The sequence below is a fragment of the Microcosmobacter mediterraneus genome (assembly GCF_031846265.1).
GTDB lineage: Bacteria > Bacteroidota > Bacteroidia > Flavobacteriales > Flavobacteriaceae > Microcosmobacter > Microcosmobacter mediterraneus.
This window is the reverse complement of sequence record NZ_JAVRIA010000001.1, coordinates 419,984-436,396: the sequence shown is the minus strand read 5'-3', so window position 1 is coordinate 436,396 and position 16,413 is coordinate 419,984. Positions and strand designations below refer to the sequence as shown.

Genomic DNA, 16,413 nt, shown 5'->3' with positions numbered 1-16,413 from the left:
TCAATTCAACACCACCAATGATAAAAAAGCACAACATATTAACAGCTAATCAAGCAGTAGCTAAAATGGCTTATAAGACAAATGAGGTCTTCCCTATTTATCCTATTACACCAGCTTCAGAAATGAGCGAATTGGTTGAACAATGGAGTGCAGAGCGAAAACAAAACATGTTGAACACAGTGCCTACAGCTTTTGAAATGCAAAGTGAAGCTGGTGTAGCTGGAGCAATGCATGGTGCTTTACAAACAGGAAGCCTTTCTTCTACGTTTACAGCATCGCAAGGCTTGTTATTAATGCTACCAAATATGTATAAGATTGCTGGTGAACTAACTCCTAACGTTATTCACGTTGCAACACGAAGTATTGCAACACACGCCTTATCTGTTTTTGGAGACCATAGTGATATTATGGCTGTACGTCAATCAGGATACGCCTTTCTAGGAAGTGCATCTGCTCAAGAAGCTCAAGATTTTGCTTTGATTGCTCAGGCTGCAACCTTAAAATCTAGGGTCCCTTTTGTGCATTTTTTCGATGGTTTTAGAACTTCTCATGAATTAAATACCATTGAGACTATTTCTGATAATATCATTACCAAAATCATAGAATCAAAGCTAATTGCAGAACATAGAAATAGATCTTTAAATCCTAATAATCCTGTATTAAGAGGTACATCACAAGGAGCTGATGTCTTTTTTCAAAGTCGTGAAGCTCAAAATTCATTCTATAATGCATGTCCAGATATTGTTCAAAACAAAATGGATGAGTTTGCAAAACTTACAGGAAGAGCCTATAATCTTTTTGATTATGTTGGTCATCCTGAAGCAGAACATATTATCATTTCGATGGCTTCTTCTACAGAAACTATCGAAACAACAATAAATCAATTAAATAAAAACGGAAACAGGTATGGTTTAATAAAAGTACGTCTGTTTAGACCTTTTAGCACAGATCATCTTATTAAAGCACTTCCAAAAACGGTTAAATGTATTGCAGTTTTAGACAGAACTAAAGAACCAGGTTCTACAGGTGAACCATTATATCTAGATATTGTTCAATCGCTATCTGAAAGTTTTCAAACCAACACATTAGAAACATTTCCAAGAATTGTTGGAGGTCGTTACGGACTTTCATCAAAAGAGTTTACACCTTCAATGGTAAATGCAATTTTTGAAAACTTAAAATTAGAGCATCCAAAGAACAATTTTACTGTTGGTATTAATGATGATATCACAAATTTGAGTTTAGATATTTCTAAAAAAGTTGAACTGAACTCTGAACTATATCAAGCTGTCTTTTATCAAAAAAAATGCAGGGAGAATACTCAAGGGCTTAACAATACTATGACAATAATCGCAAACAACTTAAATAGTTTTGTTCAAGGATATATTGACTGTGATTATAAAAAATCAAACTCTAGAAATGTAGTCCATTTACGCCTTTCTAGAAAAGAAATAAAAGCGCCTTATTTAATAGAAAAAGCTGATTTTATTGCTTGTGAAAATGCCAACTTCATTAAAAAGTACAACGTAATAAAAAACATAAAATCTAAAGGAACTCTTTTGGTTAACTCCTCGCTTACTTCTAAAGCATTTTGGCAAGCACAATCGATTAACACACGAGACCAAATTCGTAAAAAAGAATTAAATGTCTATGTGGTGAACTTCCAAGAATTACAAAGTGATTTGAAAATTAATAGTAAAGAAATCTCTGAGGCTTATGCCTGTTTTTTAGCATTAAAAAATGATGCCTTGGCTTCTGATGACATTATAGATTTAAAAGAATATATCTATAAAGTAGATACTTCTAACTACAAAACAGAATACATTGGCTCAGAACCTGATTCAGAATTTTCTAAAACATTATTAGGGCAATTATTAGCAAATAACGGAAATGATATTCCAGTAAGCATGCTTCCAGTAGATGGCACATACCCAACAAATACATCTCAATATAATTCAATATCTCAAGCAGAGGAACTGCCTATTTGGAATACTGATTTATGTACACAATGTGGTGCTTGTAGTATGGCTTGCCCACAAGGTTCGCTTCGTATAAAAGTATATGATGATTCAAATTTGGAAGGCTCATCTTCTAAATTTAAACACATCTTTTCAGAAGAATTTGACTTAATGAATTTTACCATTCAAAATAATCCTGATCAATGCAATGGTTGTAACAATTGTGTTGATGCTTGTCCAGCAAAAGCATTAACCATGAAACCAATTTCAGAAGTCTATACCTCGGAAAGCGAAAATTGGAATCACTTTAAGAATATACCTGAATTTGATCGCGAAAAAATAAATATCCAAAAGGTAAGTCAACAACAGTTGCAAGAGCCTTTATTTAAATATTCAATTGGTGTTGAAGGTTGTGGAGAAGCGCCTTACTTAAAACTTGTCTCTCAATTGTTTGGAGATAGATTGATGGTTGCAAATGCAACTGGAGCAAGTTCTATTTTTGGAGGCGCTTTACCCACAACACCTTGGTCAAAAAATAAAAACGGAGAAGGACCAGCTTGGTCTAACTCGCTGTTTGAAGATAACGCTGAATTTGGATTAGGTTATAGACTGTCGATAAATCAACAAGAGCAGCAAGCCAAAGTATTGTTGAAAAAGTTAGTGCCAGAGATAAAGCTTGACTTAGTTCATGACATCCTTAATGCCACTCAAAATTCTGAAGAAGAGATTAGTAAACAAAAAAATCGAGTTGCACTTTTAAAGAAGCAGCTTACTACTATAGCATCTCAAGAAGCAGTACAATTACTCAATATTGCTGACTGTTTAGTTGAAAAAAGTATCTGGATAATTGGTGGAGACGGTTGGGCTTATGATATAGGTTATGGAGGCTTAGATCATGTAATCGCTTCAGGTGAAAATGTAAATATTTTAATATTAGATAATGAAGTATATGATAACACAGGAGGTCAAGCATCTAAAGCCACACCTTTTGGTGCATCAGGAAAATTTGCTTTTTCTGGAAAACAAAAACAGAAAAAAGATTTGGGCAGATTAGCGATGACTTATGACAAGGTGTATGTCGCTTCAGTAGCGATAGGTGCAAATCAAGAACAAACGCTAAAAGCCTTTAATGAAGCAGAAAGCTTTAATGGTCCATCTATAATAATTGCTTATACACACAGTTCATCTCATGGTATAAACATGAAAAATCCAAGTCAATATCATAAAGCTGCAGTAGATTCTGGGCAATGGATCTTGTATAGTAATGATCCTCGAAAAGAACATCCATTTCAATTAGATTCTGGAACACCTACAATTCATATAGAAAGCTATTTAAATATGGAGAAGCGGTTTTCTAAACTATTTCAAGACAAGAAGGTGTTAGCGTCGCGTATAAAAGAAATTCAAAAGCAAGTTAATAAACGTTATGATTGGTGTAAAGAACTATCAATAAAAAGTCCTGTAACTAAAATCTAAATCTTTATAAACTATATCTTAATCAAGTATTTCTACATTGGTAATATAGACATTAGTCATTGGCCAATCTGATCTATCGGTTTTTACATTATTAATTTTATCGACCACATCCATACCTCTTATAACTTTACCAAAGGCTGTATATTTTCCATCTAAATGGTACGCACCTTTAGGGTTCTGAACAATGAAAAATTCATAAGGTGAAGCCAATTTGTAAGCATTCTCAATCTCACTACTTGGCATAGAAATAACACCTCTATGGTGCTTAAAACCTCGCTTTGTATCTGGTGGCAATAAGTATTTACCAATGTATCGTCTACGCTTTCCTATTTTTGGGTTGTCTGTACTTCCGCCTTGGATAATAAAATTCTTTACCACTCTATGAAACTGAGTGCCATCAAAATAACCTTGCTTTGTAAGAAAAATAAAATTAGAGCGATGAAACTTTGTGGTCTCAAACAACTGCACATCAATAATTCCCATACTTGTTGTTATACGAATCTTGTCTTCTTTATGTTCCTTATCGTATTCCAAAAAAAAGTCCATAGCATTTTTACTATTTAACTTTGGAAATTCTCGATCAGGTTTATTGGGCTTTTCTTTTTTAGTTTCAGTAATAACAGTAGTATCTGGATCTTTTAAAGGTATTTGTTGTGAGGATTTTTTATCTTCACAAGCCAAAAACAAAACACAAAAACAGATTAGTCTAACGTATGACATTTAATGAGTTCCTTAATTGTATTTCAAAAATAGAACAAATACCTGTTTCTGGTCAAGAATCGCAACTAAAAATGTCGCCTCCTTTTCGTAGAGAGCTTATAAAACTTCAGCAAAATAATATTAAGAACGCCAAGCAATCTGCAGTATTAGCATTGTGTTATCCTAACCAAAATAATAAAACAATGATGGTTTTTATATTAAGAAAAACCTACAAAGGCGTTCACTCTGGTCAAATAGGTTTTCCTGGCGGAAAAACTGAAGAATTAGATACATCTTTAAAAGATACTGCACTAAGAGAAACTGAAGAGGAGATTGGTGTTTCAAAATCATCAATTACTATTTTAAAGTCTATGACCTCTATATATATTCCTCCAAGCAATTTTGTAGTACATCCATTTTTAGGGGTTTTAAATAGTACTCCAATATTTAAAAAAGAGGATAAAGAGGTGGAACAAATTATAGAAATACCTTTACAGGATATACTCAATGATAGTAATGTAATATCAACCTCAGTATCCACATCATACAAGGTCGCTGTTAACGTTCCTGCTTTTAAATTAAAGGATCAGATTATTTGGGGCGCTACAGCTATGATGCTTAGCGAAATCAAAGACTTGTTAAAACAAGTGCTGTAATGAGTCTTGTTTATTATTTTTGCAGCTATACTAACTAAAACTAATTTATGGGATTATTTAAAAAAAATCCTTTCGGACATATTTTATTTGTAAAAAAATGGCTGATTAGAATCCTTGGATTACTAACACATCGTCGTTTTAGAGGTTTTAATGAATTACAAATTGAAGGATCCGAAATCATTAAGAATCTTCCTGATACTAATGTACTCTTTATCTCTAATCATCAAACTTATTTTGCAGATGTTATTGCTATGTTTCATGTATTTAATGCGAGCTTAAGTGGTAGGCTTGATAACATAAAAAATGTTGGTTATTTATGGAATCCTAAACTTAACATGTACTATGTTGCAGCCAAGGAAACTATGAAATCTGGGTTAATACCAAAGATTTTTGCTTATACAGGTTCTATTAGTATTGAGCGTACTTGGCGCTCTAAAGGTGAAGAAGTTAATAGACAGGTGAAAATGAGCGACATTAGTAATATTAAAAAAGCATTAGATGATGGCTGGGTTGTAACTTTTCCTCAAGGTACTACAACACCTTTTAAACCTATTAGAAAAGGAACAGCACATATAATTAAACAGTATAAACCAATAGTTGTACCTATTGTTATTGACGGTTTTAGACGTTCTTTTGATAAAAAAGGATTGCGTATAAAAAAGAAAAATGTATATCAATCATTTGAAGTAAAAGAACCACTACAAATAGATTACGAGAATGAAACCATTCCAGAAATTGTTGAGAAAATTGAATATGCTATTGAGCAACATCCTTCGTTTTTAAAAGTAATTCCGCAGGAAGAATTATTAGCTTATGAAGAACTGAACAAAAAGCGCGAATGGTAGAACGCTATTGTTGTATTTTTTTAAGCTCTTTGTAGTTTCTATTAAGTCTTCTTAGTAATAAACCGTATAATAAATAATAAATAGCTAAAATTAACCCTACAAATAGCGCTGTAGCAATAACAACTGTAGCAATAATAACTAAGTACTTTTTTGAGGATGCTGTAGTATTTAAGTTTTCAATTACTTCTGGAGAATTTCCAAAACCTAAATAAAGACCTACTGCAAAAATGATAGCTCCAAAGACAACATTAAAGAGTACGTAATATTTTACAGTCCTTCTGGTTTTAATAATATTAGCTATGAGCTTTTTTACATTATCTGTTGCAGATATAGTTTTATAATTTATGTAAAACCTATAGATGAAAAATAAAATAATAGGATAACTAAGATAGGTAAGCGTAGTAGTCCAATCTGGTAACTTAATTTTTGTATCGATATTAGGATTTAATAATGCTAATAACAAACCAAGGCCAAGTTCTATCATACTAATAATAAAGATCCATTTTACAATACTTGATGATTTGGAATGGATCATCTTATAAATTTCATCATAAGACAATGTAGGATAATCGTTCTCTTTATTCTTCCAATCCTTTTTTAATAATTCTAATTCATCCATAGTTACTAAGGATTTAATATTGTTCTGAGTTTTGTTTTAACTCTATTCATTTTAACTCTAGCATTTACTTCTGTAATACCCAAAGTTTCACTTATTTCTCTATAGTCTTTATCTTCTAAGTACAGTAATACTAAAGCCTTTTCAATATCATTTAATTGATGTACGGCTTTATACAAGGCCTTTAACTGCTCTTCTTCTGTATCATCATACTCATCACTTTTAAGTTTAAACTGTAAAGGTTCTAACTCGTAAGTTTTTATACGACGTTTAGACTTTCTATATAAAGTAATGGCTGTATTTAAACCTACTCTATACATCCAAGTACTAAATTTAGAGTCTCCTCTAAACTTAGGAAATGCACGCCATAACTGTATAGTAATCTCTTGAAACAAATCATTATGTTCATCTTTATTATTGGTATAAAGCCTACATACTTTATGCACAATATTTTGATGTTGTTTTAAGAGTTCAACAAAATTATGTTCGAGTTCTTTGTTCAAATTTTATCGGTTAGTTATTCTATAAGTAGTTATACTTTAGAGTTTGTTACAGTTATTTTTAAAATTCCTAGAATGATTAAATATTGTGCTAAAGCATAAGTTATCATAATACTAAAATTTGACATAGGAATAGTTTGATAAAACTTATTGAGTGCCAATATACTATCTGAAATCATAAATAAAACAGCACCAAATAAAACTAAATAATAACTTACGTTTTCAACCTTAGCTCTTCGTAAATAAGCAGAGGTAGACATGCTTAAAATCACCAACATATAGATAATTACTGGGACCAACATGTCTCCTAATCCATCCTTTAATAGATAAAATAGACCTACAGCATAAATCAGCAAAAAGATCATAAAACCTATAAAAGACATGCTCCTATTTCTGTGCTTTAAGAAAACCATAATATACATAATGTGAGCTATCAGGAAACTTACTAAGCCAAACGTGAAAAAATGAGGCGATTTATCTACAAACATTAATAATATATCTCCAAATAATGAGAATATTAACGCCAAAAGCGTAAGATTTTTTATGAATTTAGAAAGCGACTTAGATGCCTTTACGAAAAAAAGAATAAGACTCAGTACAATAGCTGGTTTAGCAAAGTAATGCAAACTTTGAAAAGATTCTAAGCTTCCTATTAAGAGTTCTATAAGAACAATAACAAAAAATAGAATACTAAAATGTTTTTCGGTTTTTGTGAGCATTTTAAAAAATTAGGTGATAATTATCTAAGGCATTTTCGATTATCAACTTTTCAAAAATCCATAGTGGATCAAATATATTCAATTCATCATTAATTATTAACAATTCAGAAACTTCTAATTAGAAATCTATGTAATAGTCAGCACATTTGTTTCATCAATCAAAAACAAACGAACAGATATTTATATTATGAAACATTTTGCACTTATCATTGCTCTAATAGTCATTCAACTAACATTTTCTCAAAATACTGTGAGTGGAAAAGTTACCGACTCTAAAGGTCAACCATTAGAAGGAGCTAATGTATACATTGAAGGTACTTATAATGGAACTACTACAAATCCTAAAGGCGAGTTCTCTTTTACTACAGAAGAAAAGGAAACACAAGTTCTCATAGTTTCCTTTCTTTCATACGAAACAGCTACAATCGTTAAGAAGGTTTCAGAAATGAAAGACCTTAATATTAGACTTAGAGAAGATGTTGATGCCTTAGATACTGTTATTTTGTCTGCTGGTACGTTTGAAGCCAATGATAATAGCAAAGTTTCTGTTTTAAAGCCCTTAGATGTTGTAACGACTGCAAGTGCACTAGGTGATTTTGTAGGTGCCTTACAAACTTTACCAGGCACAACTACTGTTGCTGAAGATGGTCGTTTATTTGTTAGAGGTGGTGATGCAGACGAGACACAAATTTTCATTGATGGCATTAGAGTGTTCACACCATATTCGCCAACGACTAACAATATTCCAACAAGAGGGCGCTACTCTCCTTTTTTATTTGATGGTATTACATTTTCCACTGGTGGTTATTCAGCAGAATATGGACAAGCTTTATCTAGTGTTCTTTTATTAAATACTATAGATGAACCAGATCAAGAAAAAACAGATATTGGTATTATGAGTGTTGGTGGATCTTTAGGTAACACTCAAAAATGGGAGAAAACCTCTTTAAGTATTAATGCATCTTATATCAACTTAGCACCTTATCTCGCTGTTTATGAAGATAGAAATGACTGGAAAACACCATACAGAGGAGCGCAAGGCGAAGCTGTTTTTAGACAGAAACTTAACTCCGGAATGCTAAAATTCTATGCTGCCTTTGATGCTTCGGATTTTGAACTCACACAAGAAGATATAAACTTAGAAGAAGGGCTAGATTATAAGCTAAATAACACCAACTTCTACACAAATGCATCTTATCAAGGTGTTTTAAATAATGGTTGGTCTATGCTTACTGGTCTTAGTTACACCAACTCTAACACACGTGTAGGAATTATAGATAGTGATATTAAGGATATTGAAAATTCTGTTCATGCTAAATTAAAATTTAAAAAACGATTTAGTAGTAGGCTAAAATTGAACTTTGGAGTAGAACATTTTATTACAGATTTTGAAGAGGAATTTTCAAATCCTAATATTGAAAGAATTGACTATGGCTTTACCAATCATATCACATCTGCTTTTGCAGAATCAGATATAATTTTCAGCACCAAATTGGCACTTAAGGCAGGTGTAAGAGGCGATTATTACAATTTATTTAATGAATGGACGATAGCTCCAAGAGTATCTTTGGCTTATAAGAGTTCTAAAAATGGTCAAGTATCTCTAGCTTATGGAAACTTTTTTCAAAGACCTACTAATGCCTCTTTAAAATTCTCTCAAAACTTAGCTCCACAAAACGCTGAACACTTTATACTAAATTACCAATACGTCAATGACGGCAAGATTTTTAGATTAGAAGCATATAAAAAAGTATATGATGGCTTAGTTAAATTTGATACTGAATTTGCTACTATCAATTCTAATTTTAATAATTCTGGTAATGGATTTGCTCAGGGTATCGATCTGTTTTGGAGAGATAATAAAAGTATTAAAAATGTAGATTATTGGTTTAGCTATTCATATTTAGATACTGAGCGTAACTACCTAAACTATCCTGAAAGCGCACAGCCAAATTTTGCTAATACACACAATTTATCGTTAGTGGCTAAATATTGGATAGAAAACTGGAAGAGCCAAATTGGTTTTAGTTATCAATACGGATCTGGCAGACCTTTTACTAATCCTAACACAGATGCATTCTTAGGTGAGAAAACCAAAGGCTTTAATAGTTTAAGTTTAAACTGGGCTTATCTATTAAGTCAGCAGAAAATACTCTATATGTCAGTAAACAATGTATTAGGGTTTAACAATATAAATGGTTACCAGTATGCAAACTCACCAGACATTAACGGAACTTTTAACAGAAGAGCGCTACGACCAGCAGCAGATCAGTTTTTCTTTATTGGCTTCTTTTGGACCATTAGTGAGGATGGAAAGGATAATCAGTTAGATAATTTATAATAGATACTACTGCCTTGGTTGTTTACTGATTACACCTACATAAACCTTTTTAATATTTATATAACTAATAATCAACACAATACAATAAATTATTTTTTTTGGCATGCTGTTTGTTTTATAACAACTGAGTTTAATTTAAAACATCAATATTATGAAACGAATAGCTTTATTTTTTACAGCAATGTTACTTTTAGTAACCACAGTAAATGCAACTAACACAACTTCAGACGCGACGAATGCGCATCATAATTTTGTGAGAGGTTATGGCAATTCGTTCATCTTCATGGAAGCAGGAATTGAATTTTCTGTTTTTCCAGATGGTCAGTTTGATTTTTACATTCCTAGTTATGGTCCTAATGTAAATGTAGGTATTTACACTCCTGGCTTTACATTGAGTTTTAATGGTGGTTTTGATTATAATCCTTATGTACAATATGATGACTTTGGAGCTATTGTACAGATTGAAAATACTCCAATATTTTATGACTACTTCGGTAGAGTTACTCAGGTTGGAAACATTAACATTGTATACAATGGGTTTGGCAGAATAAATAGAATTGGTGGATTATTTATTCATTATAGAAATAGAGCATTTTCACACTATACAGGCTTTATAAATATTTACAACAGAGCTTATGTATTTAGACCTTGGCACAGGTTCTATGCTATACCAGCTGTGAACTTTTGTATTGTAAGTCCAAGACCTTACAGACAATTTTATACACCTATTAGACATACGTTTTACAGACCTTACAGAAACAATTTTAGACAGACTGTAAGAACAAATAGTAGACGTGGAGCAATTGCACAAACTTCAGGGAGACGTAATAGCAGTATTAGTAACCGTTACAGACAAGAGTCTACACCAAGACGAAGTGTTACAACTAGAAGCACAAGAAATAACGATACTAGAGGAACACGTTCTGAAACTAGAAGTAGAAATACAGTAGCAACAACACCTAGAACAACACGATCAAACAGTACTAGATCAAAAACTGTAAGACAAAGATCTACAGTGGCAAATAGGTCACAAAATAAAGTGACCAAAAGTAGAAATAGTGTGTCTAATACTGTAAAGAGTAGTACCAATAGAACGGTTAGAAAACCAAAAGCTACTCAGAAACGTACATATACTAAAAGTAGATCACAAAATACCGTAAAACAGAATAGTAATAGTCGTAGAACGGTAAATAAATCTACAAAAACTAAAACACAAAATAGAAGCACTAGAGGTAACTCTAGGCGAACGAGATAAATAATTTTTTGGTTGGTTAGTTGGAAAGTCCTGCAAGACGTATGCCTCAAAGCACCTTGTGGGATTTTCCCGTTTAAGAATTCCTGTGAAAGCAGGAATTTCTTTTTTTAAATTAAAACTTAATGTATTTTTTTAGCAGTGTACTTATATCTTCTGAAATATCTAGTCTTAGTAATAATACTATATAAGCAATACCTAATAGTAGAGATTTTAAAGCAATATTGAGTATTGGATGAAATTGAAAGTCCCAAAAATAAAATACAATGATTAACAGCGTAATTAAAACCACCATTAGGTAAGATTGCTTTGTAAATGGTGAGATTTTAAACTTATGTTTTACATAAATAACTTTAGTAGTATTATAAATAAAAACAGCTAAAAAGGTTGCTAATGCAGATCCTTCAATACCATAAATTGGTATAAGTATAAAATTTAATACTACAGCTAAAAACGCCAATAAAACACCAAAAACTAAAACCATCCTGTAATAATTACTATTAAATAAAATAGCATTATTATTTCCTAACATATTATCGTAGAGCTTAGCTAAACTGATTAAGAATACAACAATTAGACCTTCTGAGAATTGTTGCGGAATGATTAAATACAACTGATTGATATTAAGCACTACCAACAAAAAAATAAAACCACTAATAACGAGAAGAGTTAACGAACTCCGTTGGTATAAATCTTTAAGTTCATCATGTAGATTATTGTTTAGAAATTGTGCAGTTAATGGAGACATTATTTGATGCATAGCTCGTTGCGGAACAGCTATAACAGTACCAATAAAAACAGCAACACTGTAATAGGCCACTTCTTCTATTTGTAGCATCTCTCCTATCATAAACTTATCAATATCTAAAATCATGGTCGCTATAGAACCAGCTACAATAATTAATGATGCATACGCAATAACAGATTTAATATTATCTATTCGTTTTATAGTAAAGCTTGGGAAACGAATACTAAATGCATACAGCTTCATAATTAACATTCGTAATACATAAACACCAATAACGCCATAAATAAACTCGTTAACGGTTAACCACTTAAAATATACAGCAAACAAAAGCAGCATAATTCCTATTCTATGAAACACCTCCTTCATCAGATTTCCAAAGACTGATTGTAACTGAGTTTTTGACCATGCGTAAAATATTTCAAAATAGGCCATTGCTAATGCTGCAATAAAAATATGCCATACATAATCATGTATGATAGTATTTTTATGAGATAATAACTCTGCAATAGTCTCATAAAAACATAAAGTTATTAGTCCTAGCGGAATAACTAAAAGTAAGGGTAAAAACAGCATCAAGGTTAAAAAACTACTTATGGACTGCTTGGTTTTATAAGAAGAATAAAATTTAATGATTGTATTATGGACACCAAAAGCCATTAAAGGCATTAGAATATTTGCAGTAGATAATATAAAGGCAACCAAGCCATAGTAGGTATCACTTAAAAAATTGGTGTAGAGAAATAATACATTGATAGCACCTAAGCCGAAACCCAAATAGGTACTAATGGTATTTTTAAATGATTGATTTATTACAATTCCCATGACATGTATTCAGTCAATGTCTTTGTTAGTGCTTTTCTGCTATAACGTTCCACTCCAACTGGTTGTGTTTGCAAAGTACCAGTTTTGTAAGATTCAAAATACAACAAAATTTGATTTTTTAATTCTGAATACGATGTGTAATTAAAATAGTTTCCTGTATTTGTAACTTTAAGAATTGTTTCTACCTCAGAATTTTTTGGTCCAATACTTAAAATTGGTGTACCAGATGCTAAATATTCAAATAGTTTTCCAGGAATTATTGCTTTAGTATCTTCTGAATCAATTTCTATCAACAATAGTACTTGTGAGACCATTTGAGCCTTGATTGCTTCTTCATGACTTACATAACCATGACTCGTCACAAAACCTTTTAAACCATATTCTGTTAAACTATCTATAATACTTTCGCTAACTGTTCCGTAGAGGTGTAGCTGAAAATGTAACTTAAAGTCTTCATTTTCTTTTACTAATTCTGAAAGTACTTTCCATAAAACCTCAGGATTTCGTTCAGACAATAAAGATCCAATATGCGATAATGTAAATTTGGCTTCTTTTTTTGGTTTAATTATACCATGGTCATCAAACCCATTAGTAATGACTTTAACAGGTGTCGTTGTTTTACTCTCAAATTCTTCTAAGGTCTTATGACTCGTTACAATTATTTTATCAGCTTTATTTAGCACTTCAGATTCTAATCTTATATGCTTTTTTTTGGCTGGAGATAGTAGCTTTAATTGTTTATGGTATCCTATAGTAGTCCAAGGGTCTCTAAAATCTGCAATCCACTGTATGCTGTGTTTTAATTTTAATTTATAACCAATAAGGTGCATACTATGTGGTGGTCCTGTTGAGATAACAGTATCAATACCAAAGTCTTCAATTAAAGTAGATAAATATCTAACCGAAGGTTTAACCCAAGATTTTCGTGCATCTGGTATAAATAAATTACCTCTAATAGCTAACAAAAATCGTTCTTTCCAACCTTGTTTAGCTTTGTCGTTAATTATGCCCTTGGCTATAGTTTTGACTTTCTTTAAAGAAAAGAAGGATGCTATTTTATACGGTTCTAAAATAGGTTGCTTTAAAACAGAAATACCATCAGGTATTTCAGATAATAACGTTTCATCAATTATAGGATAACTCGGATTTGCAGGTACATAAACCATAGGTTCTATACCAAATTGAGGAAGATATTTTACGAATTTTAACCAACGCTGAACTCCAGGACCTCCTGCTGGTGGCCAATAATAGGTTATTATGAGAACCTTTTTAGACAATTACTTCTTTTTAGTTTCAATATAAACAGCTCCTATTAAAAGCAATACAAATAGCAGACTACTTCCGAGAGCAATTGTACTTCCTGTCTTAACAACTTTGGGTTCAAATTTAAACTCAATAGTATGATTTCCTTTTGGTATTGCCATACCTCTTAATACGTAATTTACCCGATTATGTGGCTCTAATTTACCATCTATATATGCATTCCAGCCATTCTTGTAATAGATTTCTGAAAACACTGCAAAACCATCATTAGTATTACTAGATTGGTATTTTAGATAGTTAGGTTTAGCTTCTTTAAGTTGAATACTAGTTATAGAATCTACTTTAAATCTATCAATAATAGTGGTAGTTACATCAAAATTATTGAGCATTACTGCTTCTTTTTTAGTGCTTAAACTATCTAAGGCTTTAATCTCTTGGTTTGCAGTTGCAACTAGGTTTATTTGCTCAATAAACCAAGCATTACCATTGGCTTCGTCATTAACATAAGGTACAGGTCGTCCTTGCTCATCATCTTGAATAATGTATTTAGTATTAAGCATATTTAATACTTCAAGATTAAACTTATAGATATGAAAATCTAGAAGCTCATCATAACGACCTAATTTAGCAGCATGATAACCTGTTAATGAGTTATGAAAATACGCTGCTCTTGTTGGTTCTTGACCAGATCTTGCAGAAACATCAAACACTCTAAAATTAGATTTATCTTTTAATATTTCTTGATCAACTGCGCTTGCTATATAAGGCTTCACAACTTCCCTTGCTGGCTTAAACTGGTCTTTATCTGAAGGATCAACATAACGAATATCTACTCCAACCAAATCAAAAACAATGAGTAACCCAAAAGCTACAACCATTAAGTTTTCTGATAACTTTTTCTTAAGAAATAAGAATATTAAACCCGCAGATAATACCACTAAAATTAAAGTTCTTAAACTATCATTAAAGAAAAATGAGGCTCTATCTTTACGCACATTATCAATATATTCTGGACCGATTTCACCATACATCTGAACGAATCTTCCATCACGAGGACTAACAAAATCAAATATTGAAGATCCAAAAACCGTGAATAATAATGCTAAACCAACTGTAATTACAAACGTATACTTAAGTGCTTTAAGTTTTTCGTCATTCTTTTCAAAATCATTAAAAAGTCTTACTAATCCAAACATAGCTAATATTGGTACACACAATTCTAAAATAACTTGTATAGAACTTACAGCTCTAAACTTATTATATAATGGTATGTAATCGATAAAGAAATTTGTCAAAAAGCCTAAATTTTTTCCCCAAGACAAAAATAGCGATAACAAGACGCCTCCTAAAAGCCACCATTTTAATCGTCCTCTAACTAAAAACAAGGCAAAAACAAACAAAAATAAAATTACAGCTCCAACATACGCAGGACCTTCTACAATAGGCTGTTCTCCCCAATATGTAGGTGTTTGCCTTACTTCATTTAAGGATTGTACAGGAGTTGCACCTATACTTTTAAAATAAGAGTAAGTCTCAGAATTTTTACCAACATTTTCATAAGTTCCTCCACCCATAAAACGAGGTATAAAGAGGTTTAAACTTTCTAACTGACCATAACTATACTCTGTAATATAATCTTTACTTAGGCCTGATGATGCTATTTTTTTAGAACCATCAGCATTTATAGTTAACTCACTTTTACCTCGAGTACTTTCTTTAACATACTCTTGGGTTGCCATAATATTGGTTGCATTTAAGCCTATAGATAGGACTACTGCAGCCATTAAAACACCAACTGTTTTAAAAAAATGAGGCAGCTCCTTTTTCTTGTAAGCATCTAAAAGATACACAAAACCAATAATAAGAACGAGTAGCATTAGGTAATAGGTCATCTGAAAATGATTGGCTCCAATCTCAAGAGCCATAGCCACAGCTGTAACTAAAAATCCTAATATATATCGCTTCTGAAACGCTAATAAAATACCACCTAAAACCAGTGGCATATAAGCAATAGCATGTGCCTTACTATTGTGTCCTACACCTAAAATAATAATGAGATAAGTAGAAAACCCAAAAGCTAAAGCACCTAAAGCACCAATTCTATAATCGACTTTTAAAGCTAAAAATAAAATGTAGAAACCAATAAAATAGAGAAATAAGTAATCTGCTGGTCTAGGTAAAAAACGTAAAACCGAGTCTAATTTTTTAATGTAGTTATGAGGGTATCTTGCACCAAGCTGATAGGTTGGCATGCCACCAAAAGCACTATTAGTCCAATAGGTTTCTTTACCTGTTTCGGCTTTATATTCTTTTTGCTGTTGAGCCATCCCAATGTAATGTTTAATATCATTCTGGAAAATTTGTTTACCAGAAAGCACAGGATGAAAATAAGCTAATGCTATTACAACAAATCCTAGAATAACTAGAGTATGTGGCAATAGATTCTTAAGCTTTAAAAACATAATAAAGAATTAGGAATTTTGTTGTGGAAAAATAAACATTAATAGTTGAAATGAAA

At 31.8% G+C, this 16,413-nt stretch carries 12 protein-coding genes; 5 read left to right on the top strand and 7 right to left on the bottom strand.

All coding sequences use genetic code 11. The annotated features are described in order from the left end of the window. Positions 1-17: 17 nt before the first annotated feature. Complete coding sequence (locus RM697_RS02000; RefSeq protein WP_311426170.1) at positions 18-3,434, top strand: 4Fe-4S binding protein; 3,417 nt, start codon at positions 18-20, stop codon at positions 3,432-3,434. A gap of 18 nt (positions 3,435-3,452) precedes the next feature. On the opposite strand, the gene RM697_RS01995 is transcribed toward RM697_RS02000, so the two are convergent. After that, on the bottom strand, positions 3,453-4,154 hold the full coding sequence (locus tag RM697_RS01995; RefSeq protein ID WP_311426169.1) for a peptidylprolyl isomerase: 702 nt from the start codon (positions 4,152-4,154) through the stop codon (positions 3,453-3,455). Between RM697_RS01995 and RM697_RS01990 the strand changes: the two genes are divergently transcribed. Both RM697_RS01990 and RM697_RS01985 read left to right on the top strand, forming a co-directional pair. After that, positions 4,148-4,789, top strand: coding sequence for an NUDIX hydrolase (locus RM697_RS01990; protein WP_311426168.1), 642 nt, complete (start codon positions 4,148-4,150; stop codon positions 4,787-4,789). The two genes, RM697_RS01995 and RM697_RS01990, sit on opposite strands and share 7 nt — an antisense overlap. Before the next feature lie 47 nt (positions 4,790-4,836). Next, a complete protein-coding gene (locus RM697_RS01985; RefSeq protein ID WP_311426167.1) occupies positions 4,837-5,634 on the top strand; it encodes a lysophospholipid acyltransferase family protein in 798 nt (265 codons plus the stop codon). Between the two features lie 4 nt (positions 5,635-5,638). On the opposite strand, the gene RM697_RS01980 is transcribed toward RM697_RS01985, so the two are convergent. Genes RM697_RS01980 through RM697_RS01970 form a run of 3 tightly spaced genes read right to left on the bottom strand, consistent with a single transcriptional unit; the run spans position 5,639 to position 7,469 of the window. Beyond that, complete coding sequence (locus RM697_RS01980) at positions 5,639-6,253, bottom strand: DUF8845 family protein (RefSeq protein ID WP_311426166.1); 615 nt, start codon at positions 6,251-6,253, stop codon at positions 5,639-5,641. A 5-nt stretch (positions 6,254-6,258) separates the two neighbouring features. Next, on the bottom strand, positions 6,259-6,753 hold the full coding sequence (locus tag RM697_RS01975; RefSeq protein WP_311426165.1) for an RNA polymerase sigma factor: 495 nt from the start codon (positions 6,751-6,753) through the stop codon (positions 6,259-6,261). Positions 6,754-6,782: 29 nt separating this feature from the next. Continuing rightward, a complete protein-coding gene (locus RM697_RS01970) occupies positions 6,783-7,469 on the bottom strand; it encodes a lysoplasmalogenase (RefSeq protein WP_311426164.1) in 687 nt (228 codons plus the stop codon). A gap of 187 nt (positions 7,470-7,656) precedes the next feature. Here RM697_RS01970 and RM697_RS01965 point away from each other — a divergent pair, with 187 nt between their 5' ends. Continuing rightward, positions 7,657-9,810: a TonB-dependent receptor gene (locus RM697_RS01965; RefSeq protein ID WP_311426163.1), complete on the top strand. Its 2,154-nt coding sequence runs from the start codon at positions 7,657-7,659 to the stop codon at positions 9,808-9,810. Between the two features lie 151 nt (positions 9,811-9,961). Beyond that, on the top strand, positions 9,962-11,065 hold the full coding sequence (locus RM697_RS01960; protein ID WP_311426162.1) for a hypothetical protein: 1,104 nt from the start codon (positions 9,962-9,964) through the stop codon (positions 11,063-11,065). Between the two features lie 112 nt (positions 11,066-11,177). Here RM697_RS01960 and RM697_RS01955 read toward each other — a convergent pair whose 3' ends face one another. Genes RM697_RS01955 through RM697_RS01945 form a run of 3 tightly spaced genes read right to left on the bottom strand, consistent with a single transcriptional unit; the run spans position 11,178 to position 16,357 of the window. Then, entirely contained in the window at positions 11,178-12,632 is a 1,455-nt protein-coding gene (locus RM697_RS01955; protein ID WP_311426161.1) for an oligosaccharide flippase family protein, read from the bottom strand. Then, positions 12,620-13,909 carry a glycosyltransferase family 4 protein gene (locus RM697_RS01950; protein WP_311426160.1) on the bottom strand — a complete coding sequence of 430 codons (1,290 nt, stop codon included), beginning with the start codon at positions 13,907-13,909 and terminating at the stop codon, positions 12,620-12,622. The genes RM697_RS01955 and RM697_RS01950 overlap by 13 nt, the downstream gene beginning before the upstream one ends. Next, complete coding sequence (locus RM697_RS01945) at positions 13,910-16,357, bottom strand: YfhO family protein (RefSeq protein ID WP_311426159.1); 2,448 nt, start codon at positions 16,355-16,357, stop codon at positions 13,910-13,912. Positions 16,358-16,413: the final 56 nt, after the last annotated feature.